The sequence below is a fragment of the Gardnerella sp. DNF01195 genome, from assembly GCF_049244175.1.
GTDB lineage: Bacteria > Actinomycetota > Actinomycetes > Actinomycetales > Bifidobacteriaceae > Bifidobacterium > Bifidobacterium leopoldii.
On the sequence record NZ_CP058383.1, the window covers coordinates 1,187,865 to 1,211,053 of the forward strand.

General features: G+C 45.1%; 20 protein-coding genes, 2 tRNA genes and 2 pseudogenes. 10 read left to right on the forward strand and 14 right to left on the reverse strand.

The annotated features are described in order from the left end of the window. Positions 1 to 139: 139 nt before the first annotated feature. Positions 140 to 1,834, reverse strand: coding sequence for a glucose-6-phosphate isomerase (pgi, locus tag HXT43_RS04460; RefSeq protein WP_004105339.1), 1,695 nt, complete (start codon positions 1,832 to 1,834; stop codon positions 140 to 142). A gap of 330 nt (positions 1,835 to 2,164) precedes the next feature. Here pgi and HXT43_RS04465 point away from each other — a divergent pair. Beyond that, positions 2,165 to 2,237: transfer RNA gene (locus HXT43_RS04465), tRNA-Thr, on the forward strand. A 70-nt stretch (positions 2,238 to 2,307) separates the two neighbouring features. Next, positions 2,308 to 2,388, forward strand: a tRNA-Leu gene (locus HXT43_RS04470). A gap of 31 nt (positions 2,389 to 2,419) precedes the next feature. On the opposite strand, the gene HXT43_RS04475 is transcribed toward HXT43_RS04470, so the two are convergent. From HXT43_RS04475 to HXT43_RS04490, 4 genes and pseudogenes are all read right to left on the reverse strand, one after another. Next, complete coding sequence (locus HXT43_RS04475; protein WP_004105345.1) at positions 2,420 to 3,106, reverse strand: non-canonical purine NTP pyrophosphatase; 687 nt, start codon at positions 3,104 to 3,106, stop codon at positions 2,420 to 2,422. 22 nt (positions 3,107 to 3,128) lie between these two features. Beyond that, entirely contained in the window at positions 3,129 to 3,890 is a 762-nt protein-coding gene (rph, locus tag HXT43_RS04480; RefSeq protein WP_004105347.1) for a ribonuclease PH, read from the reverse strand. A gap of 66 nt (positions 3,891 to 3,956) precedes the next feature. After that, positions 3,957 to 4,187, reverse strand: a pseudogene (locus HXT43_RS04485) (ABC transporter C-terminal domain-containing protein); the annotation flags it as partial. 104 nt (positions 4,188 to 4,291) lie between these two features. Beyond that, positions 4,292 to 6,053: pseudogene (locus HXT43_RS04490) on the reverse strand (ABC-F family ATP-binding cassette domain-containing protein); the annotation flags it as partial. A 127-nt stretch (positions 6,054 to 6,180) separates the two neighbouring features. Between HXT43_RS04490 and rnc the strand changes: the two are divergent. Further along, positions 6,181 to 7,002 (forward strand): ribonuclease III, encoded by an 822-nt coding sequence (gene rnc, locus HXT43_RS04495; protein ID WP_004105351.1) that lies wholly within the window; start codon positions 6,181 to 6,183, stop codon positions 7,000 to 7,002. Between the two features lie 554 nt (positions 7,003 to 7,556). On the opposite strand, the gene rpmF is transcribed toward rnc, so the two are convergent. The 6 genes from rpmF to HXT43_RS04525 all read right to left on the reverse strand — a co-directional run bounded on the left by rpmF (position 7,557) and on the right by HXT43_RS04525 (position 12,345). Next, entirely contained in the window at positions 7,557 to 7,751 is a 195-nt protein-coding gene (gene rpmF / locus HXT43_RS04500; RefSeq protein WP_004574042.1) for a 50S ribosomal protein L32, read from the reverse strand. A gap of 332 nt (positions 7,752 to 8,083) precedes the next feature. Further along, the gene (locus tag HXT43_RS04505; RefSeq protein WP_004574043.1) at positions 8,084 to 8,713 is read right to left on the reverse strand and encodes a YceD family protein; all 630 of its coding nucleotides are present in this window, start codon (positions 8,711 to 8,713) and stop codon (positions 8,084 to 8,086) included. A gap of 2 nt (positions 8,714 to 8,715) precedes the next feature. Next, positions 8,716 to 9,753, reverse strand: coding sequence for a hypothetical protein (locus HXT43_RS04510; RefSeq protein WP_415707211.1), 1,038 nt, complete (start codon positions 9,751 to 9,753; stop codon positions 8,716 to 8,718). 15 nt (positions 9,754 to 9,768) lie between these two features. Continuing rightward, positions 9,769 to 10,317 carry a pantetheine-phosphate adenylyltransferase gene (coaD, locus tag HXT43_RS04515; protein ID WP_032835291.1) on the reverse strand — a complete coding sequence of 183 codons (549 nt, stop codon included), beginning with the start codon at positions 10,315 to 10,317 and terminating at the stop codon, positions 9,769 to 9,771. A 127-nt stretch (positions 10,318 to 10,444) separates the two neighbouring features. Further along, on the reverse strand, positions 10,445 to 10,774 hold the full coding sequence (locus tag HXT43_RS04520) for a DUF3039 domain-containing protein (protein WP_119527012.1): 330 nt from the start codon (positions 10,772 to 10,774) through the stop codon (positions 10,445 to 10,447). A 233-nt stretch (positions 10,775 to 11,007) separates the two neighbouring features. Continuing rightward, a complete protein-coding gene (locus HXT43_RS04525) occupies positions 11,008 to 12,345 on the reverse strand; it encodes a nicotinate phosphoribosyltransferase (protein ID WP_004105363.1) in 1,338 nt (445 codons plus the stop codon). A 193-nt stretch (positions 12,346 to 12,538) separates the two neighbouring features. Between HXT43_RS04525 and cysS the strand changes: the two genes are divergently transcribed. The 7 genes from cysS (at position 12,539) to trmD (ending at position 19,482) form a co-directional block, all read left to right on the forward strand. Then, positions 12,539 to 14,176, forward strand: coding sequence for a cysteine--tRNA ligase (gene cysS, locus HXT43_RS04530; RefSeq protein WP_410299481.1), 1,638 nt, complete (start codon positions 12,539 to 12,541; stop codon positions 14,174 to 14,176). 75 nt (positions 14,177 to 14,251) lie between these two features. Then, positions 14,252 to 15,922, forward strand: coding sequence for a signal recognition particle protein (gene ffh / locus HXT43_RS04535; protein WP_004105368.1), 1,671 nt, complete (start codon positions 14,252 to 14,254; stop codon positions 15,920 to 15,922). After that, positions 15,919 to 17,142: an endonuclease/exonuclease/phosphatase family protein gene (locus HXT43_RS04540; RefSeq protein WP_415707212.1), complete on the forward strand. Its 1,224-nt coding sequence runs from the start codon at positions 15,919 to 15,921 to the stop codon at positions 17,140 to 17,142. Before ffh ends, HXT43_RS04540 begins: the two co-directional genes overlap by 4 nt. Positions 17,143 to 17,258: 116 nt before the next feature. Beyond that, on the forward strand, positions 17,259 to 17,720 hold the full coding sequence (gene rpsP / locus HXT43_RS04545) for a 30S ribosomal protein S16 (protein ID WP_004574047.1): 462 nt from the start codon (positions 17,259 to 17,261) through the stop codon (positions 17,718 to 17,720). Between the two features lie 2 nt (positions 17,721 to 17,722). Beyond that, positions 17,723 to 17,956 (forward strand): RNA-binding protein, encoded by a 234-nt coding sequence (locus HXT43_RS04550; RefSeq protein WP_004105376.1) that lies wholly within the window; start codon positions 17,723 to 17,725, stop codon positions 17,954 to 17,956. A gap of 1 nt (position 17,957) precedes the next feature. Then, positions 17,958 to 18,557 carry a ribosome maturation factor RimM gene (gene rimM / locus HXT43_RS04555; protein WP_415707256.1) on the forward strand — a complete coding sequence of 200 codons (600 nt, stop codon included), beginning with the start codon at positions 17,958 to 17,960 and terminating at the stop codon, positions 18,555 to 18,557. Positions 18,558 to 18,597: 40 nt separating this feature from the next. Then, positions 18,598 to 19,482 carry a tRNA (guanosine(37)-N1)-methyltransferase TrmD gene (gene trmD, locus HXT43_RS04560; RefSeq protein WP_004574049.1) on the forward strand — a complete coding sequence of 295 codons (885 nt, stop codon included), beginning with the start codon at positions 18,598 to 18,600 and terminating at the stop codon, positions 19,480 to 19,482. A gap of 487 nt (positions 19,483 to 19,969) precedes the next feature. On the opposite strand, the gene rsmD is transcribed toward trmD, so the two are convergent. From rsmD to HXT43_RS04575, 3 genes are all read right to left on the reverse strand, one after another. Continuing rightward, entirely contained in the window at positions 19,970 to 20,554 is a 585-nt protein-coding gene (gene rsmD, locus HXT43_RS04565) for a 16S rRNA (guanine(966)-N(2))-methyltransferase RsmD (protein ID WP_410294749.1), read from the reverse strand. 161 nt (positions 20,555 to 20,715) lie between these two features. Continuing rightward, entirely contained in the window at positions 20,716 to 22,149 is a 1,434-nt protein-coding gene (locus HXT43_RS04570) for an MFS transporter (protein ID WP_410294748.1), read from the reverse strand. Positions 22,150 to 22,209: 60 nt separating this feature from the next. Further along, positions 22,210 to 23,148: a nucleoside hydrolase gene (locus HXT43_RS04575; protein WP_410294747.1), complete on the reverse strand. Its 939-nt coding sequence runs from the start codon at positions 23,146 to 23,148 to the stop codon at positions 22,210 to 22,212. Between the last annotated feature and the right edge of the window lie 41 nt (positions 23,149 to 23,189).

The following is a 23,189-nucleotide window of genomic DNA, read 5'->3' on the forward strand; positions in this document are numbered from 1 at the left end:
CAGCAAAACACATTGCGATGCATTTGAAACTTACAAAACTCAGCGACAGATGCTAAACAAAAAAGCCTCTTGACGAATTAACGCCAAGAGGCTTATAAATCAACAATCGCTAAAAACGATTGCCTATATGACTACTATCTCACTTGCGATGAGCGCGATAGAAGCGAATCAAGCTCTGCGTAGAAGCATCCTGAGCTGCCAAAGCTTCATCATCCTTAGAGATTGCAGGAGTAATCTGCTTTGCAAGCTGCTTGCCAAGCTCCACACCCCACTGATCGTAGGAATCCAAGCCCCACACAGTGCCTTCAACGAAGGTAATGTGCTCGTAGAGAGCAATAAGCTCGCCCAGGCTAAATGGAGTCAAAGCATCGCCGAAAATGGACGTGGTTGGACGGTTGCCCTTGAACACGCGAGCTGGCACAATCTCCTCTGGAGTGCCTTCAGCGCGAACTTCATCAGCAGTCTTGCCGAAAGCAAGAGCCTTAGTCTGTGCAAGATAGTTGCCCAAGAAGAGCTCGTGCACATCCTGATCGCCATCCTTAGTAGGATTTGGCGTGTTCACGAAAGCAATGAAATCAGCTGGAATAAGCTGAGTGCCCTGGTGAATCAACTGGTAGAAAGCGTGCTGGCCGTTAGTACCTGGCTCACCCCAGAAGATTTCGCCGGTTTCGCTTGTTACAGGAGTGCCGTCCCAGCGCACAGACTTACCGTTGGATTCCATGGTGAGCTGCTGCAAATAAGCTGGGAAGCGGTGCAAGTATTGATCGTATGGAAGCACAGCGTGAGAAGCAACCTTGTAGAAGTTGCGGTACCAAACGTTGAGCATACCGAGAAGCACAACAACGTTCTTCTCGAATGGAGTCTCAGCGAAGTAAGTATCGATTGCATGGAAGCCCTTCAAGAACTCTTCGAAGCGCTCTGGACCGAGAACAACAGCCAAAGAAGTGCCGACAGCGGAATCCACAGAGTAACGACCGCCAACCCAGCTCCAGAAGCCAAAAGCGTTGGTTGGGTTGATGCCGAACTCTTCAACCTTTTCGAGGTTGGTGGAAACAGCCACGAAGTGCTTAGCAACAGCTTCAGCCTTCTTTGCGTCGCTTCCGTCAATAGCACCGCACTCCTGAAGCTTATTCAGCAACCAAGTGCGAGCGGTACGAGCGTTGGTCAAAGTCTCCAAAGTAGTGAAGGTCTTGGAAACAATGATGAACAAAGTGGTTTCTGGATCCAAATCCTTGGTCTTTTCTGCCATATCGTTTGGATCAATGTTAGAAACGTAGCGAGCGCTAATACCAGCGTCAGCATATGGCTTCAAAGCTTCGTAAACCATGACCGGACCCAAATCAGAGCCGCCGATACCAATGTTTACAACGGTCTTAATGTTCTTGCCGGTAACGCCCTTCCAAGCGCCGGAACGAACTTCGTTAGCGAAATCGTAAATGCGACCCAACACTTCACGCACGTCTGCAACGGTATCTTGACCGTCAACAATGAACTTGCCAGCATCCTCTGCAGGACGACGCAAAGCAGTGTGCAAAACTGCACGATCTTCTGTATTATTAATGTGCACGCCAGTGTACATTGCCTTAGTGCGCTCGTCAAGCTTAACTGCCTTTGCAAGGTCTGCGAAAAGCTTAAGAGTTTCAGGCTTAATTAAATTCTTAGAAAGATCGAAGTGGAGATCTCCAGCTTCGAAGCTCAACTTATCCACGCGATTTGCATCCTCAGCAAACCACTTCTTCAGGCAAACACCTTCTGATTGCAACTCGTCGTAATGCTTCTGCAATGCAGCCCACTCTGGGGTTTTTACGGCGTCAACTGGCGGATTGATGGCCATTTCTAGGTCCTTTCATTTCTTCAACTTACGTGACAGCAATCGTCACTATAGTCCAATTCACAAGATACTCACAAAAGCAGACAGAAACACGCGAAGCTTAACACAAAAATGAACACAATCACACTGGTGCTGCGCGAAAGCAGGTCGTCGCGCCTGCGAGGAAAGAAATCCCACAAAACTCGCGCCACACTAAACGAATTGCAATACAAACTATGCAATACTTGCTTAATGACTATTATATTTTGTACGGCGCGCCCATTGGACAAATTTAAAAATATGATATATAGTAATTGATTTGTGCGCGAGTCGCGAATGCGTCTCGGGCAACATGCCGCTTTAGCTCAGTCGGTAGAGCGTCTCCCTCGTAATGAGAAGGTCGACAGTTCGATTCTGTCAAGCGGCTCTCTGACTCGCTCGAGTGTATTAATACTTTTGATTTGTTTTTATTCGCTCGATTATTTATATGAGTCTATGCGCGAGTGGCGGAATGGTAGACGCGCAGGATTTAGGTTCCTGTGTCTTACGACGTGTGGGTTCAAGTCCCATCTCGCGCACGAAATTTTTCGCTTATTCAGTAATAAATGCTTATTCGGTAATAAATAATGCCTGCAACTCCGGCAAAAGCGCGCGCAAAGCATTACCTCTGTGCGAAATAGCATTCTTTTCTTCTTGAGTCAGCTCCGCGCTAGTCAAACCTTTCATTTGCACACCATCGCGAATAGGCTGAAGATCTGGCACAAATAGCGGATCATAGCCGAAACCGTTAGTTCCGTGCACCTCGCGCAACAAGTGACCAACCATTTCTCCGACTCGAACAGTCTCAAAGCCGTGAGAATGCGACATAACACTGCCTTCAGGAACCTCACTGCACCCATCCGGAATAGCAAGAGCTGCAGCACAACGAAAACGAGCAGTACGACATTGATCTGGAATATCAGAAAGTTGGCGCAAAAGAAGCTCATTATTAGCTTTATCGTCCCCATGCACACCACTCCACCTGGCAGAAAGAATACCAGGGGCAGCACCAAGCACGTCGACAATAAGACCCGAATCGTCTGCAATAGCAGGATAACCTGTTCTTGCAGCAACATCACGCGCTTTGAGCAAAGCATTCTGTTCAAAAGTCACGCCAGTTTCCACAGGATCAGGCAAGCCAAGAGAACCTGCAGTTACTAACTCGAAACTGTTTGCCAGCTTCGACAATTGCTCCTCTAAAATTTGCTTAATTTCAACGAGTTTTCCCTCATTATGTGTTGCCACAATAAGCTTCACGCCCGTTCTCCTTCAATCTCTTCTATTTTGCTAAAGCGGCTTTTTGAGCAGCTTGCAATTCGCGATTACCTTTAGTTGCCAAATCAAGTAACGTATTTAATTCGTCGCGATTAAATGGACGATGTTCTGCAGTGCCTTGAATTTCAATGAAAGTGCCGGAACCTGTCATAGCTACGTTCATATCTGTCATAGCTTGACTGTCTTCAACATAAGGCAAATCAAGCATAGGCGTGCCGTTAATAACGCCTACAGAAACAGCGGAAATAGAATCCTTAATAACACTTGCAGCAGAGCGAATATGACCATTCTTTTCTGCCCAATTAAGCGCATCTACCAAAGCTACATAAGCTCCAGTTACAGAAGCAGTACGAGTTCCACCATCCGCTTGCAACACGTCGCAATCAATTTGAATCTGGCACTCACCCATCGCTTTCATATCGACTACACCGCGCAAGCAGCGACCAATAAGACGACTAATTTCGTGAGTGCGACCACCAATTTTTCCACGCACAGATTCGCGATCAGTTCGCTCAGCTGTTGCTCTAGGAAGCATAGAATATTCGGCAGTTACCCAACCCAAACCGGAATCTCTACGCCAACGAGGCACACCAACCGTAAAAGTTGCAGTGCACATTACGCGCGTATTGCCACACTCAATAAGCACAGAACCTTCAGGAACATCAGTAAATTTACGTGTTATGCGCACAGGTCGGAGCTCGTCAACATTACGACCGTCAACGCGAATTGGTTTTACAGATTCCAACATATCCTTGATTTGAGTCATACCTCACAAATTTAGCACGTGGCTGTTATCTTCTATTTCTTCTTCTTAGCGCGCAGCAATTTTGTACTAAAGTTGCTCAGAAAGCTCCATCCACTCATCCTCAAGAGCACTGGTTTCTTGCTCGTTTTTTTGGAGATCTTCGTTAAGAGATTGAAGCCCAACAAAGTCACTTGGGTTGTGCGCAGCCATTTGCGCTTCAATTTGCGACTTTTCTTCTTCAAGCTTTGAAAGTTTTCGCTCGATTGCAGAAACTCGCCTTGCAGCATCGTGATAGGCTTTGCCTGTAAGTTTTGGCTCAGCTACTGTACTTTCTGAACTTTCTTTAGTTGTAGAATTTGTAGTACTTGAAGCATTCACAGTACTCGCAGCACTAATGCTATTTTCGTGATCGCGCTGCAACTTTTCTACAATCTGCAAATACTCATCTACACCGCCTGGAAGATGACGAATTTTGCCGTCAATAAGCGCAAATTGTTGGTCTGTTACGCGCTCAAGCAAGTAGCGATCGTGCGAAACAACAATCAAAGTGCCGGGCCAAGTATCGAGCAAATCCTCCATAACTGCAAGCATGTCAGTGTCAAGATCGTTTCCAGGCTCATCCATAATCAGCACGTTTGGCTCGTTTAGCAAAATCAGCAGCAACTGCATACGGCGCTTTTGACCGCCCGAAAGATCCGCAATTGGTGTCATAAGCTGCTCGGGCTTAAAACCAAGCCTTTCCATAAGCTGACCTGGAGTCACTTCTTTGCCATCGATAATATAGCTAGGCTTATAGCGACTTAAAACTTCTTTTACTTTATATTTTCCAAGCTTTTCAAGCTCTTCTAGCCGCTGCGAAAGCACAGCAAATTTTACAGTCTTGCCGATATTTACGTGTCCAAGCGTAGGCTTTAGAGACCCGTCAATAATGCTTAATAATGTTGATTTTCCTGCTCCATTCGCACCCACAATTCCAAAACGATCGCCTGGGCCTATAAGCCAAGTTGCATCGTCTAAAATCATGCGTCCAGTAATAGTTTTGCGCGATGCAGCTGAAGTTTCTGCAATGTTTTCTGCGCTCGTAGCAGTATTTTCCTCATTTTTTGGCGCAGCATTTTCAAAAGAATTTTCTTGACTCTCGTCAACAGCAATAGTAACGCTTCCTACGTGAGTTGGTTGCGCAAAAGCAGATTCTACGATATCGACTTTATTTGATTTTTCTGCATTATCTTCACCTAAAGATGCGTTTTCTACAATATCCGGATCGATATTTTTTAGCTGCTGAGCGTTGTCGAAAATTTGCGTAACGTCAATTAAATCAACAACTTGCTTACCAAGACGCGAAGTTGCCATTTTCTTCAATTCAAGAGTGTCTCTTAGCGGCGGCACATCTGCAATAAGCTCACGCGCTTGCTTTACGTGGAATTTTTGCTTAGTAGAACGCGCACGAGCACCCCTAGAAAGCCAAGCTAACTCTTTTCTTGCCAAATTTCTGCGACGCTCTTCGCGCACATCCGCTTGGCGTTCACGCTCCACGCGTTGCATCATATAAGCGCTGTAACCACCCTCGAAAGGATCAATTACGCCGTCGTGCACTTCCCACATCGAAGTGCAAACCTCATCCAAGAACCAACGGTCGTGCGTCACAATCAAAAGCGCACCTTGACCGTCCTGCCAACGGTGAAGAAGATGCTCCGCAAGCCAATGAATCGTCACAACGTCCAAATGATTCGTAGGCTCATCCAAAGCCAAAATATCCCAATCGTGCAACAATAATCTTGCTAAATCTGCGCGCCTGCGCTGGCCTCCAGAAAGCGTGCCTACTTTTGCTTCCAAATTTATGCCACCAAGAAGCGCTTCTACAATTTCGCGTGAACGCTGATCTGCAGCCCACTCGTAATCTTCGCGATTTTCAAGAGCAGCCTCGCGCACAGTTGCGTTATCGTCCAATGGATCGCGCTGATCCAACATGCCAAAAGTAAGCCCTCCGCGCTTCGTAACGCGACCAGAATCAGGCTGCATTGTACCGGCAAGTAGCCGAAGTAGCGTTGACTTTCCGTCACCATTTTTTCCAACAATACCTATTCTGTCGCCTTCAAAAACACCTTGAGTTACGTCTGTAAAAATCGTTTTTGTAGCAAATTCTAGCGAAACTCGTTCTAATCCCAAATCATACGTAGGCATAATCCACAAATATAGCTGAACACTTATACGAAAGGATATAGAAGGAATATGGAAAAATGCGATCGCAAATGCGAACACGAAGCTTAAAAGCGCTTGTGTTGGTAGTAGGACTATAATAATACGTGCTATGAAAACTCAGAACAATCAACAAAATATGCAGAGCAAACACAATCAAAATAATCAAAACAACTCACATGCGCAACACAACGAAGATGGAGTTTTGAGATTAGATGGCGATGAAACACGTCCTGGAGACCCAACGCAGGAACTTTTGAACGCTTTAGGCACAACTATTTCGCCGGATCTTTTGGTAGAAGCACTCACCCACCGCTCGTTCTCGCACGAGCATCCTGGCACACGAAATTATGAGCGACTTGAGTTTTTGGGCGATGCTGTGCTTGAGTTAGTTTCTACGGAAACGCTGTTTTCTGCACATCCAGACATGACTGAAGGTCAGCTTGCAAAGATGCGAGCGAAAGCTGTGTCTGAATGGGCGCTTTCTGCTGTTGCGCGCGAAAAGCTGCATGTTGGCGCGTATATTCTTCTCGGTCGCGGAGAAATGGAGCAGGGCGGAAATAATAAAGATTCAATTTTGTGCGATATTGTTGAAGCGCTTATTGGCGCAACTTTTGTTGAGCATGGAATTGATGAAGCTCGCAGAGTTGTGCATCGTTTGATTGACGACACTTTGGCGGAAGTGCTAACTGAAGGACCAGCTCTCGATTGGAAGACTTCGCTTACAGTCAAAGCTCACGATATGGGTTTGGAAGATCCAGAGTATCGAATGGCTGTTTCTGGGCCAGAATACGCACCAGTATTTGAGGCTCGCGCGGTTTTGGCGCATAAGGATGGCGACGAAGTGCTGGGAGTCGGAAGTGGCTCTAGCAAACGAAAAGCGCAACTCGCAGCCGCCGAAATCGCTTGGCACGCACTCGACGCGCGTAAGTAACTACGAACTTTACCTGATCTGCGAACTTTGTCATCGATACTTCGAATACGATAAGCGACTATCAATCAAAGAACACTAGCATTATTGCTCTGCCATCGCTACACCGAAATGACTACCACACAACAAAAACACTAATCATTTTCTGAGTAGTGAGGGGTGGGTGTTGCTTGAGAGGTCGAATATTAGTGCGGTAGAGATTTGAGATTTTTCGCACTGAGCGCGGCGAACGTCAGAGCCGCAGGCTGCTGATTCGCCAAGCGAAGAAGAAAAATCGAAAAATCTCTGCGATAAAACGAGGTTATTAAAGATTAAACACGCAGAGTTTGGGGGATTTCTTTACGAGCACTAAAAGAGGACTGAGGAAGCAACATTCCTTAAGAACAAAGCAAACAGCAAAACCTCTAACAGCCAAAGCGACGAAGGACGGGACGTGCGAGGAGAGAAATCCCCCAAAACTCACGCCACACCAAACGATAACTCGCGCAACAACCACAATACGAAAGAAAAAGAAAAACCCTGCCACCCGTCGATGGCAGGGTTTCTGTTAATAAAACCTACTTGGTGTGCTCGGAGCGAATAGCTTCACGGTAAACACGACCACGGAAGGTTCCGCAAGATGGGCAAGCCATGTGTGGGAATGCCTGAGAACCGCAGTTCGGGCAAGTCACAGTCTGCACGGCAGACGCCTTCCAATTAGCGCGACGCGAATGCGTATTAGCACGCGAGGTCTTGTACTTAGGCAGTGCCATAATTCTTTCCTCTATTTCGTTCAATCGATTGAGCTTAAGCGTTCTGTATATTACAGCAAGCGCCGTACAAATTGCGCAACCTAATTTCTCTTTAGTGCGACAGAAACTTTACAAACGTGCGCAGTTTATGCCGCTTTTCAGCCCAAAAACGACCTTTTCTTTACACTACTGTAAAGTTTCGGTCGAAATAAGGCGCGCAAACGACCTTTTCTTTACACTACTGTAAAGTTTCGGTCGAAATAAGGCGCGCAAACGACCTTTTCTTTACACTACTGTAAAGTTTCGGTCGGGAATCAGCTCAAAAACGGCAGAAACTTTACAACTCGCTAAAATTAATGCCGCTCTTCATTCTGCTCAAGCTGAGCTTTCAAATCCTCTAAAGCAGCAAAACGAATATCCGTAACGTCGTGATGATGATCTGGATGCTCGTTTAAGTTTTCGCCACACTGAGAGCAAAGTCCGCGGCAATCCGGCTCGCACAACGGCTGCAACGGCAACTCACTTACCATCGTGTCGCGAATAAGAGCCTCAATATCCGCAAAATCGCCACCCGCAACTAGCGGATACACATTGCCTGACTCGTCATTTTCATCCCAAATTTGCGATTCAGCTTCATCCGCATCGCCACGAGTATTGCGATTATCAGAACGATTAGAACGCGAGTCAGCATATGGGAAGAATACACACACATCCACTTTCCAATCGCGACGAAGCGGCATCAAGCATCGAGTACATTCTGCATGCACCGGAGCAGTAATACTGCCCTGAAACATTAAGCCGTCAACCACAGCATCAAAATCGCCATCAACCATAACATCACTGCCTGGCTTTACGCCAATAACGTAATCTCCAATGCCTTCCGGCGCCGGAAATACGCGATGCAACGACATGCTACTACCAGCGCGCGCAGCCATTTGCGCTACTGGAACAGCCCATGGTGATTGGGATGGATGCGAAGCCATTACTAATTCCTTTCCTCTTCATCATCGTCATACAATGATGAGCTAATGTCGTTTTGTACGTGCGCTGCAGCTCGACGACGATCTTCTAACACTCGCTGACCCGCTTGCACGTCTTGCTCTAATTTATCTAGCTGCTGCTTTAAGCCTTCCATAACAGTTGCGCAATACTGATCCGCACCTTGAGTAAGCTTGTCTGATTTTGCTTGCGCAGTAGCGAGAATATCGCGAGCTTTCTGTTTTGCTAAAGCCGTTACGTTTTCTTGACCTGCTAAGAATTGAGCACGCTCTTGCGCCTCTTCAATTATTTCTGCAGATTGAGATTGCGCTGAGGAAACAATAGAGCTTGCTTGTGCTTGCGCTGTACGCAAACGTCGCTCTGCTTCTCGCATTAATGCAGAAGCTCGCTCCAATTGCACAGGAAGCATATCTTTCAAACGTGCTAACTGATCAACGAACTCATCGCGATCAATTTTTACCATTCCTGCAGCAAACAGAACATTCTTTGCTTCCGAAAGCGTTGCTTCCATTGCGTCAATAATGTCGTAAACTGTAGTAAATTCAGCGCGACTCTTTGAACGCACTTCATCGCTTATTGTTTCTGCAGCTACTTTTGAAGTTTCAGATTCATTTTCCTCAAAGTCGATAGCACCACCGTCTTCTCGCTCTCGTAAATCTGGAAGAGGGAAAGGAGAAAATGATGCTGGCGAAGAAGCTGCTTTGCTATTTTTATTGTTCTTATTTGCACTATCAGCGCCATTATCTCGCACATCTTCCGCAGCAGAAACACTTCCAACTGCCGCAACAGATGACGTTTCTGTATTGTCAGCATCTGAGTCAACTAATAGGTCGCCTTTACGCGCACTTCGCACGTCGGATTGCGTTGTATTTACAACGCCGTCTTGAGCATCTTCTTCATCTGCAAGAACCGGATGCAATGGAAGCTTTTGATTGCGATCAACTTGCACTTCGCGCTCCATTGTGTCGTCTCCTTCACTAGATAATCCAGAAGTTGCGTCAGTAAGTTCATTTTTATTTGTCATCTTCTACTCTCCTGTTCAATTGTTCAGCATAGATGAATTATTATCTACACCTAATGATTGTTCATTAAAAAGCTTTTTTAATAAGGGTATTACGTTATCTGGAACCATGCCAGTAACATTTCCCCCATGACGAGCAACATCTTTAACCACAGAGCTTGAAACATGCTCAAGCACAGGATCAGCAGGCAGAAAAAGCGTTTCGATACCTGCTAATTTGCGGTTCACTAGCGCCATTCCAAGTTCTGCCTCATAATCACCGTTTTGACGTAAGCCTTTTACGATTACTGTAGCACCAACTTTTGTACAGTAATCAGTAATCAAACCAGCTGTTGAAGTTACTACTATTTTGCAATTGCGATTGAAACTATTCTGAGCTTGCGGCAAATTATTTATTGCTTCTTGAATAATTTTTACGCGCTCAGATTCAGGAAATAACGGAGTCTTTGCAGCATTTACCGCAACTAGCACATGTACTTCATCAAATAGATGCGTACAACGTTGTATTACGTCTAAATGGCCGGCAGTGACTGGATCATACGAGCCGGGGCACACAGCTATAGTCATGCTTTTAGATTATCACCCATTGCGCTCATAACAAAAATATATTAATAAAATAGCGTTACTTTTATCGTTAAAGATAGAAGTAACGCTGACATTTAATATAAATTGCTTAAATACGCAACATAATTACTTAAAAATTAAACTTTCCTAATTCCTCGTATATGCGCTTGCATTCAGGGCAAACTGGGTAGTCATTTGCTTCGTGTCGAGGAATCCACACTTTACCGCACAAAGCTACCACTGGTCGACCAGTTAAGCGCGACTCGTCAATTTTGTCTTTTGACACATAGTGCGCAAAACGATCTGCATTACCACCATCATCTAGACGAGCATCTTCGTCAACTTCTGGACGTTCTAGAACAGAAGTGCTTGTGCCTGAACCAGAGTCTGGATCTGTGGATTGCGAACCAGATTCCATAACAGCATCTAACGCATTATCTGCTTCTAAAGATGAAAACATCTCGCATCCTTTCGTAACGCATTGTGTAACGAATTTCGTAGCGCACTAAAATTTAATTGAATTTTATTCGCAAAACCAAGCATAAAGCATTATCGCAACAAACACTCAAAAAGCTGTCGAAAACGCTAATCTTTACGCATGAATTATTTGCGAAAATTATTTGCGATCCTTTTGCGAATCTTATTTAGTTATTTAGTAAAGTTTAGTTTTAAAAAGATCAATTTACAGTACTTTTACAGTACTTGAATTTCTGTTGGTATTGCAGGGTCTCCGCGCATCAAACTTTGCGCAGCCAAAGGCAGTCGACGCAAAGCAGAAGCGCAATAATCCTGGGCACGCATAATCGCATCGTGACCCATAAACTGTTCGTCAGCTTCACCGTCGACCATGTAATCAACTAGCAGATTCTCCCACGAATCCTTAGGCTTAAACTGAGCGAGCGCAACTTCCGAACCGGAAATCACGCGTTCGCAATCAGCTACACCGCAAGAATCGTTGCTGTAATCGTATGAACGATACGCCAATTTACGTCCAGGCACAGTCGCTTTATTCTTAGAACGCTTAGCAACAGGCTGCATTACACCATCTGCACCCTCACGCTCAGTAAGCTTATAAACCATTGCGCAAGTTGGAGCGCCGGAGCCGGTTACAAGCATTGTGCCGATGCCGTAAGAATCCACAGGCGCATTTTGTAAGGAAGCAAGAGCATACTCGTCCAAATCGTTCGTAACTGTAATCTTTGTGTTTTTAGCACCCAACTCGTCGAGCTGATTCCTAACGCGACGAGCCAGAGCGCACAAATCTCCAGAATCAATACGAATTCCGCCAAGATCTGGACCTGCAACTTCCACGGCTGTCTTTACAGCTTCCTCAATATTATAAGTGTCAACAAGAAGCGTAGTGCCTTTGCCAAGAGCTGCAATTTGAGAAGTGAAAGCGTCACGCTCAGTGTCGTGAACAAGAGTGAAGCAGTGAGCTGCAGTTCCGATTGCCTTTAAACCGTAAAGTTTTGCAGCTAACAGATTTGCAGTACCTTTAAAACCGCCAATTACTGCTGCACGAGATGCGGCAACTGCAGAATATTCGTTCGTGCGGCGGCCGCCCATATCCATGCAAGGACGTCCTGCGGAAGCAGAAACCATGCGAGCTGCAGCAGACGCCACAGCACAATCGTAATTGAGAACGGAAAGCAGAAGAGTTTCGAGCAAAGTGCACTCGCCGAAAGTGCCTTCTACTTGCAAAATTGGCGAGTTAGGGAAGAACATCTCACCCTCGCGATAACCGGAAATTTTACCGCGGAATCGGAAATTTTTCAGCCATTCAATGGTTTCTGTACTAACAATTTTGCGATCACTTAAGAAACGTAAATCATCTTCCGAAAGATGGAATTTTTGCAACTCTTCCAAAATGCGGCCCATGCCAGCAACAACTCCGTAACGACGGCCTTGAGGCAAGTGGCGCGTAAAAATTTCAAAAACGCACTTGCGATTTGCGGTGCCGTCTTTAAGAGCAGCGTCGAGCATAGTGTATTCATACATGTCCGTCATAAGAGCAGATGAAATCTCAGCCATGATATTCCTTTCGTAACGAACAAAATAAAAACAGCTAGGTAATAGATAAGTAATAGATATGAATCTAATTGGATTACTAAAGCTAAATCTAAAACCAAATCGCAATAATTGTATCGCTAACTAAAGAGCCGACGCACGAAATGCAACTTCTCAAAGTCACTCTGAGTATAAAGAAGCATTTATAATAGCAATTATGCTTAATAAGAGTTTGAACGAAGAGACTGCAAAAGTTACTAAAGCCGCAGAAAACCTGCACTTATACAACACGGCTTCACATTCAACGAACACTTTCGTACCTAAAAAGCCTGGTCAAGTAGGCATGTACGTGTGCGGCGCCACAGTGCAAAGTTCTCCGCATATTGGTCATATTCGCGCAGCGATCGCATTCGATATAATCCGTCGCTGGATGCTACGTTTAGGCTACAAAGTCACGTTTGTTAGAAACGTCACAGATATTGACGACAAAATTATGAAAAAAGCCAATGAATCAGGGCAAAATTGGTGGGAACGAGCATATATTTACGAGCGCGAATTTACAAAATCCTACAATACTTTAGGGGTACTTGCGCCAACAGTTGAGCCGCGCGCAACAGGTCATATTACAGACATGGTTGAGCTGATTGAGCGTTTGATTGAGCGCGGTCACGCATATGTTATTAATGACAGCGACGGAAATCCTACTGGAAATGTTTATTTTGACGTGCCAAGTTGGGAGCATTACGGCGAATTAACACACCAAAATCAGAACCAAAATGAAACTTGCGCAGACGAAGCCGCAGCTATTGCAGACGCAAAGGGTCCAAGCGTAGACGCTGCTGAAAACGATATTTACAATCCAACAGATCCTGCAGATGCTTCACCAGACAAACATGATCCTAGGGATTTCGCACTTTGGAAAGCACCTTGCGATTTCGATCAGCCGGATGCGCGCTGGAAAACTCCTTTTGGCGAGGGACGCCCTGGTTGGCATATTGAATGCTCTGCTATGAGCCATCGATATCTTGGCGAGGATTTCGATATTCACGGAGGCGGCCTGGATTTGCGTTTCCCTCACCACGAAAACGAAATGGCACAAACGCGTGCTGCTGGCTGGGAAAGCGCTGATGTGTGGATGCATTCAGCATGGGTTACCGCAAAAGGTGAAAAAATGTCCAAATCCTTAGGAAATGGACTTTCCGTACCAGTAGTTTTGGCAAATAATTCGGCTTGGGTTGTGCGTTATGCTTTGGGAGCAGTGCAATATCGTGCAATGCTGGAGTGGTCCGACCAAGCTTTGGTGGAGTCAAAATCGGCTTACGATCGCATTATGAACTTCCTTGAGAGAGCTGGCAGATTGCTTGACAAGAAGCCAACTTGCGAAGAAGTGCACTCTGTTAACGCAGACGAGCTTCCAGAAGATTTTACTCGCGCTATGAACGATGACATTAACGTTTCTGGCGCAATCGCAGAAATATTTACTACAATTCGTCAAGGAAATGCTCTTATTGACGACTGCAGCAAAGATTCTTCACAAGCACAAAGCGAAAGCGTACAAAAGCTCATATATCTCGCTGTTTTGCAAGTGCGAGCTATGTTAGATACTTTGGGCTTGGATCCTTACGCAAAAACGTGGGCTTCGAACGATAATCAATCGTCTGCAGAAGGCTCAAATGGCAAGGAAAGCAAAGAATACTCAGCTTTGGACTCTTTAATTACTTTGCAACTTAAAGCTAGAGCAGATGCTAGAAAAGCAAAGGATTTTGCTACTGCAGATGCTATTCGCGACGCGTTAAATAACGCAGGAATTGTAATTGTCGATACTTCGCAAGGATCATCTTGGCATTTGCAATAAACGAAAGTAACGCAAAAGTATTAGTTAGCAATTGCACTAAAGTTACGTTAGCAACAACAGGTAGAATGGAAAACTATGGCAGCATTTAGTTCGTTAACAGACCGCCTTTCCAATGCTTTTAAGCATTTGCGCAGCAAAGGCAAGCTATCAGAATCCGATATTGACGGCACAATTCGCGAGATTCGTCGCGCACTTCTCGATGCAGACGTTGCGTTGGAAGTAGTACGCTCATTCACTGCTCGAATTCGCGAGCGCGCTCTTGGTGAGGAAGTTTCGCACGCTTTAAATCCAGCTCAGCAAGTTGTGAAAATTGTAAACGACGAGCTTACGCAAGTATTGGGCGCAGGTGTAGATAGGCAGCTTAATTTTGCGAAGTACCCTCCAACTGTAATTATGCTTGCAGGTTTGCAAGGTGCAGGTAAAACTACGCTTGCTGGAAAGCTAGGCTACTGGCTAAAGGATGCAGGTCATACTCCTTTGCTTGTAGCAGCAGATTTGCAACGACCTAATGCAGTCACACAGCTGCAAGTTGTTGGCGAGCGCGCAGGAGTTCCTGTATTTGCTCCAGAAAAGGGTGTGCAAACAGGTGGAAGCGCGATTTCTTTGCCATGGTTCACTAAAGGCGACCCTGTTAAAGTTGCGCGCGATTCTATTAATTATGCGCGCGAAAAAATGTATGACACTGTGATTATTGATACCGCAGGTCGTTTGGGTGTTGACGAAGAGCTTATGAAGCAGGCACGCAATATTCGCGATGCCGTGCAACCGCAAGAAGTGCTGTTTGTTATTGATGCAATGATTGGTCAGGATGCTGTTCGCACTGCTCAAGCTTTTAACGATGGCGTGAACTTTACTGGCGTTGTGCTTTCTAAGCTTGATGGCGACGCTCGAGGCGGTGCTGCACTTTCGGTTGCAAGCGTTACTGGAAAGCCGATTTTGTTTGCTTCTACAGGTGAAGGTTTGAAGGATTTTGAAATCTTCCATCCTGATCGAATGGCTTCACGCATACTCGATATGGGCGATATTTTGACGCTTATTGAGCACGCACAGAAGCAGTTCGACGAAGAAGAATCGCGCAAGGCTGCTGCAAAAATAGCTGAAGGCAGCTTTGGTTTGGATGATTTTTTGGAGCAGCTTCAGCAAGTTCGTAAGCTTGGCTCAATGAAGAAGCTTTTGGGCATGATGCCTGGAATGGCAGCTCACCGTCAGGAGCTTGAGCAGTTTGACGATAAGGAAATTGACCGAACTGAGGCAATTATTCGCTCTATGACTCCTCAAGAGCGTAGAAATACAAAGATTATTGACGGATCTCGCCGCGCGAGAATTGCTGCTGGTTCAGGTGTGAGCGTTTCGCAAGTTAATGCACTTTTGCAACGTTTCGAGCAGGCTGCAAAAATGATGAAGCGAATGAGCGGAGGCGCTGGAATGCCTGGCATGGGCGGAATTCCTGGCTTCGGTGGAGCCGGCAGTAAGTCGAAGCGCAAAGACAAGAAAGGCAAGAAGAAGGGCGGAAAGTCCGGAAATCCAATGCGCAGGGAAGCTGAAGAGCGCGCGTTGCGTGAGCGTCTTTCTGGCGAATCTACTAGCGACGATGTTGCAGGTTCTGCTTTTGCAAAGCCGCAGCAACCAAATCTTCAGAATCTTCCTGAAGGACTTAAGGAACTTATGAATTCCGAAGATGCAAATCAAGATAATCAACTGCCACCTAACTTTGGCGGCGGATTAGCTGGCTTATTCGGTCGATGATTTTAGTATTGGCGTTTTTGTGGGTTATATTTGTGCCGCTTCTTTTGTGGCAGTTGATGCGTTGGCTGCCAACAGGTGCGGATAAATATAACCCACTTCCGTATATTATTGCGCTGCTTCCACTTGCAACTTACGTTATGGGAGCACTGTTTTTGTGTAATTTTGGCGGTTTTTTGCTGTATACATGCTGCGCAGAAAAAGTGACGAAATCGCTTAATTTAGCGCAATCTTACGCGAAATCTTACGGATATTTATGTATTGCGTACGCTGTGCTATTTTTGATTTCGCTTAAGTCGCATACGCCGTACTGGTTTGCAAAATTACGTAGGTTGCACGAAAGCAGGTCGTCGCGCAAAAGCTGCAAGAAACGGCATCAAGAAATACGCGTGATGACTCTTAATTGCAGATACGGAAAAGCGAGCGCATCCGAAATAATAGAAATAACGAAAAAATATCACGTAAATACGTTACTTTTACAAGAATTAAGCGAGTCTTTAGTAAAAAATCTTGAAAAACTTGGAATATACAAGATTTTTCCAACTTCGTGCGTAGGCGCGCAAAGTGAGCATAATAACGGCGGATTCAACGCTATTTTTACGCAATATTCCGCGATTTCTACTTGCAATAATTCCGTAAAAATTGAAGCTGCAAGCGTACCAAGCGTTACGACTTGCTTAGATTTTGGTGCAACTGAAAAAGTTGTAGTGAAATTTGCTTCTGCACATCCAAAGTCACCGATGCGTGGGTGTGCTGCTTGGAGTAATGGAATTCGCTCACTTGCGACTATTGATTCTGCTACTTATTGTGCTACTTATTGTTCTAACGATTTCGCTACTGATTCTTCCGCTGATTCCGCTAACAAATGCACTAACAAATGCGTTGACGAATCCACTTCGAAAACTTGCGATTTAGCAACTCTTACTATTGTTACTGGCGATCTTAATTCAACAGTCGATCACCCAAGCTTTCGATCTCTTTTGAAATACGGATTTACAGATGTTGCAATTTCAATTGGAAAGCGTCTACGCACATGGCCTACATGGCTTAAGTGGCCAAATCTTACACTTGACCATGTGCTATTTTGCGCAAAAAACTGTAAATCTAACGCACTATGGCAAAAGAATATAGTTGTTGACGGCACTGATCACCTAGCCTACATCGCAGCAATCGACCTACAATCACTAGATAAAAACGTCCAAGCGCGCAGGCATAATAGATAAGTTATTCGCGTGAATCGGCGCCCTCTTCCCGACCACGTGAGGAACATGTGGAAGCTCGCAAGGAGTGCCCCACACCCGAACGAAATTCCACGACTCTAGTTATAAGGAGAGCCATTTTGGCAACCAAGATTCGTCTTAAGCGATTGGGCAAGAAGTTCTATGCCTTCTACCGTGTAGTCATTTCTGATTCACGCAACAAGCGCAACGGTCAGTCCATCGAAGAGATCGGCGTTTACGATCCAAACAAGCAGCCATCTATGATTCAGATTGATTCTGAGCGCGCACAGTACTGGCTTGGCGTTGGCGCACAGCCAACCGAACCAGTGTTGAAGCTCTTGAAGATCACTGGTGACTGGCAGAAGTTCAAGGGTCTCGACGGCGCCGAAGGCACGTTGAAGACTTCTGAAGCTGGCCCAGACGCACAGGCTCGCGTTGAAGCTGTTGAAGCTGAAGCTCAGAAGCTGAAGGCCGCTAAGTCTGAAGCCGCTGCTAAGGCTAAGGCTGCAGCTGAAGCCGCTGCAAACGAAGCCGAAGAAGCCCCAGCTGAAGCTGCCGAAGCCGAGGAAAAGGCTGAGTAATCATGCTGGCTCAAGCTGTTGAACATCTCATTAAGAACATCGTAGATTTTCCAGATGACGTGTCGGTACGTTCTCACGAAAATGCTCGCGGCGAATTGCTTCGAGTACGCGTGAATCCTGAAGATATCGGTCGCGTTATTGGACGCAATGGTCGTACCGCTAATGCAATTCGCATTGTTGTGCAAGCTTTGAGCAACCACAATGTGCGCGTTGACATTATGGACGTACGTAAGTGAGATGAACGTGGCATTAGACCAACAATCTTTTGACAACCCTCAGCAAAGTCGTAATGACCTGCTGAGGGTTTGTCGTATCGGTAAAGCCCAAGGTTTAAGAGGTGAAGTCACTGTACAAATTTTTACAGATGAGCCTTATGAACGTTTTGAGCCTGGAAATATATTGTGCACTGCAAACGGCGAGCGCGAGTTCGTTATTGAGAACGCAAGAACGTTCAAAAATCGTTGGATTTTACTATTCGAAGAATCACAAAATCGCAACGATGCGGAAGCACTTAATGGCACTGAATTGTATGTGCATGCAGAAGATGCGCAAGAGCTTGCTGCTGAAAATGCTTGGTATATTAAGGATTTGGTCGGTTTGCAAGCGCGTTTGTGCGAAGAAAATCAGCTTGGGCTTACTCCTAAAGTTATTGGAAAAGTCGTGGATGTGCTCGACGGCGCGCAATCGTTACTGAAAATCCGTTTAGATCATCCGATTGACGAAGAGAATAAAACAGCGCTCGTGCCATTTGTTGAAGCTATTGTGCCGGAAGTTGATGTTGCAAACGGGTATTTGACTATTGATCCTCCTGGCGGTTTAATTCCGGGGCTTTTGTAGTTTTCGTAGTTTTGTAGTTTTCGTAGTAGAGTGCCTTATGATGGACATCGATATTATTTCCGTATTCCCAGAATATTTTCGCATGCTAGACCTAAGTTTGTTAGGCAAAGCGCAAAATAATGGTTTATTGCAAATTCGCGCATACAATTTACGCAAATGGACTCACGATGTGCATCAATCGGTTGATGACACGCCGGTTGGCGGTGGCGCTGGCATGGTTATGAAGCCTGAAGTTTGGGCGGAATGCTTAGACGAGCTGCTTAACTTGCCAAAATCTGAAGTAAAAAATACGTGTGATACGTGCGATAGTTGCGATACGTGCGATAGTTGCGCAGAAGCAAGAATCGCGCCTAATAAAATAGACTCAACTAAACCAATCCTTATATTCCCGAACCCTTCTGCCCCACTATTTACGCAAAAAGACGCAACGGAATTAAGCAACGCAAATCATTTGGTGTTTGGATGCGGCAGATACGAAGGCTACGACGCTAGGATTCCAGAATATTACCGCGCGCAAGGAATTGACGTACGCGAGTATTCAATTGGCGATTACGTGCTAAATGGCGGAGAAGTTGCAGTAAGCGTTATGCTTGAGGCAATTACACGCTTAATCCCTGGGTTTATGGGAAATCCTGAGTCGATTGTTGAAGAGTCGTACACAGGATCGGACGCACTCTTGGAACACCATCAATACACGCGTCCAACTACTTGGCGAGGTATAAGCGTTCCGGAAATACTCACTTCCGGAAATCACGCCAAAGTTGATCGTTTTCGTCGAGATGAAGCTATATCTCGCACAAGCGAAATTCGACCTGATTTGATTGAAAAATTGGACTGCCACAAGATAGATAAGGCGGATCGAAAAACACTTATGTCGCTCGGATGGGAAGTTTCTGGCGATCATCCGCGCAAAAACTTACTCTAGCAACAAAAGCCAGAAATACTCCGGCAACAGTATTGCCCTGCTAACGTTAATTACTTGTTGATTAGAGAACACTAACATTATTGCTGCCGCACGTACAACACAAAATCCCTTCACCATAACACCACCACCTGTTTAGTACGCTAACTTCAATGTACTAATATTCGTGTGGTAGAGATTTGAGATTTTTCGCACTGAGCGCGGCGAACGTCAGAGCCGCAGGCTGCTGATTCGCCAAGCGAAGAAGAAAAATCGAAAAATCTCTGCGATGAGCACGGTTATTAAAGATTAAACACGCAGAGTTTGGGGGATTTCTCTACGAGCACTAAAAGAGGACTGATGGAGCAACGTTCTTTAAAGAACAAAGCAGACAGCAAAACATCTAACAGCCAAAGCGACTGAAGGACGGGACGTGCGAGGAGAGAAATCCCCCAAAACTCGCGCCACAGCCTGAGTGCGAAAACAGATTGTAACGAAGCCGAAAAATAAATTAGTCGCGAGAAGACTGAATAAACAACACGGAAGTTTCTCCGTAATTACGCGTATCAAACAGCTCCCAACCTTCAGGCATAGTCGGCAAAACACTTCGCGCGCTACGCTCCAACACAATCAACGTATCTGCAGAAACGCTCACAACTCCGCTCGCAATCATCGAAGCCAATAAACTTTCGCAATCCGCAGTTTCGTAAGCATAAGGCGGATCAATAAAAACCAAGTCAAACGCTTCCCCACTATAATCCGCAACGAACTGCTCCGCGCGCTTTCGAAGAACCCTCATAGAAAGCGCAGAATCCCAAGCCTTTGAACTCTGCAACGCTTTCGACGTACGAAGTATAAGCGCAGCTGCTTGCGAATTTGCTTCAACAGAAACAAGCTCACGCGCGCCACGAGATAGCGCTTCAACTCCGAGTGCTCCCGTGCCAGCAAATAGATCAAGTACGCGCGCATTGTGCATAACATCCCACGAATCGAGCCTAGAAAATATCGCTTCTTTTGTGCGATCTGTAGTAGGTCTTGTACACGACTGCGCTGAAGTAAGCGGCAAAGATTTAAAACGTCCAGCAATAATGTGCATACTTATAGCTTAGCTGGAACCTGCAGACACACACGTGGCGGCAGAAACTTTACGCGCGTGTAAAGTTTCGGTCGGCTACGCGCCAAAAAACGGCAGAAACTGTGCAGCTGTGTAAAGGAAAAGCCGTTTGCGCGCCAAAAAACGGCAGAAACTTTACAATATTACTTATCCGCAGCCTTAGGATCTGGAATTAAGAACGAGCAAGCAAGCGCAAAAGCTAGCAAAACGACGCCGGCAACCATCGCAGCAGCGTATCCGCATGTTACGCCACTTAAAGACGCAACATTCGTCATCACAGCATACAAAATTGCAAAACTTAAGCCGGCTCCCAAATTAAAAGCTCCAGCATTCATACCCGGCAAGTATCCCGGATTATCTTTTGGAGAAAGCACAATACCTAAGCCATTAAGCATAATATTTGCCATGCCAGAATAGCTCACACCTACCCACACTGAAAACAGCACCAAAGCCCAAGCAGACGGCATATAAGCAACATACACACCAAAAGCAACACAAATCATGCTAAACGCAATTCCAATACGCAACACAAGCCTGTACCCGTAATTTGCAGCAAGCACGCCCGAAATAGTGCCAAACAATAGCCCAATAATTGCGTAAGGAGTAAGAGTTACGAAACTTACCATATTTGTGCCAATATTTGCACCAAACTTACTATCGTTAGCAAGCTTTATCACAACGCCATTTATCAAAGCAAACACGCCAGTCATTGTCAATAAAGTGCACAAAAGCAAACCCCATGTACGACGCTGCTTCATATATGTTGTAGAAACCAGCGGAGCCGCGCTTAAAACTTCGATTTTCCAGAATATTGCGAAAAACAACACAGCAACAAGCACAAGAATAAGCACCATAAGCCAGTTAGATTTAGCTAGTTTATTACTAAGTTCATTAATAGAAAGATATATTGCAAGAAACGCAATTCCGAGCGTTACAACTCCTAGCCAATCCATTCTGCTAGTAGCATCCGAGCGAGATTCATCAGCTAAAACAATAATCATAATAACAGCAATAGTTGCGATTGAAGCCATAATCCAGAAAACAGAACGGAATCCGTATTTACTGGCAAGCCAACCACCTAATAAAGCATCAAATCCAGCAATACCGCCATTTACAGAACTTAATATTGCCATCAACTTTGCGTAACTTTTTTCTTGCCGTACGCGCACGCGCAACATAATTAAGCACATTGGCAATACAGGACCGGAAGCACCTTGCAAAATACGTCCAAGCATAAGCATATTAACGTCTTGAGCTAGCGCAGAAATAATGCTTCCAAAAAGAGTTGAGATAAGAATTCCGGAAAGTACTTTTTTACGCCCAATTAGATCAGACAATCGCGGCAAAAATAGCGAAAATAATGCTGCAGCAGTAAAGAATATTGTTTGCGTTAAAGCGATTTGAGTATCTGTAGTATGAAGTTCTTTTGACATCGTCGTCAATACTGGCGAAAGCATAGAAACGTTTAGCTGGAACGCAAAGATAGCAGCAAGAAACGCCACCATTAACGCCAAAACGGAACGTCCACCCTTATCTAGCATACGCGTAGAAAATGTTGGAGATTCAACCTCAACCATAATCTAACCTCCGCTTAATTACGTAAAGTCATTCAAACGTCATTCAAAAGTCACCAACAATCATCCAATGCGCTTAATCGCATCTATAATCAAATTCCAGAATTTATCGAAATCAAGTTTTGTAGCAACTTGCGTATGGCATTCTTCTTCAGAAGGTTCAGTGCCACGCAAATCTGCAACGGTCATGCCAAGAGTTAAGTCACTGTTTATTTCAACATCAAGTGGGCAACGCCTTGTGCTAATAACACTTTTATCGATCAAATAAGCGACTGTGCAAGGATCATGCACTGGAGGATCAACAAAATCTTGATTATTCTTATAAGCTTTACGGAAGTAATCCATAAGATCGCAAGCAAATTTAGAAACAGGCGTTCCAATAGAATTAATTTTCTTCTGTATCTCTAAAGTGCACAAAGCTTGGTGAGTTAAGTCTAAGCCAACCATCGTAACTCGCCAATTTTCATTAATCACAACATGCGCAGCTTCAGGATCTGTCTTAATATTAAACTCAGCAACAGCACTACAATTGCCGCTATGATAGCCACCACCCATAAGAACTACTTCTTTAACGCGGCTGACAATTCTAGGCTCCAATCGCACAGCCATAGCGATATTCGTAAGAGGTCCGGTTGGTACAAGCGTAATCGTGCCAGGCTCATGGCTCATAATTGTGTCAATAATCCAGTTAACAGCATGCCCTCTATCCAAAGGTTTAGTTGGCACTGGAATATTTGCTCCGTCTAATCCTGTTTCTCCATGAACAGCAGCAGCAACTTTTAGAGGACGAACCATAGGACGGTCGCATCCGGCATGAACTGGAATATTAGTTGCATGAGCTATTTCTAGAGTTGCTCGAGCATTGTATGTTACTTTTTCTAGGCTTTGATTTCCACCAACCGTAGTTACGCCGAGCAAATCGATACTAGGATTGCCAACAGCTAATAAAATTGCCATCGCATCGTCATGACCAGGGTCACAATCTAGGATGATGGAAGTCATACTAACTCCTTCATAAACACATGTATTTTGGAAGCAAATCG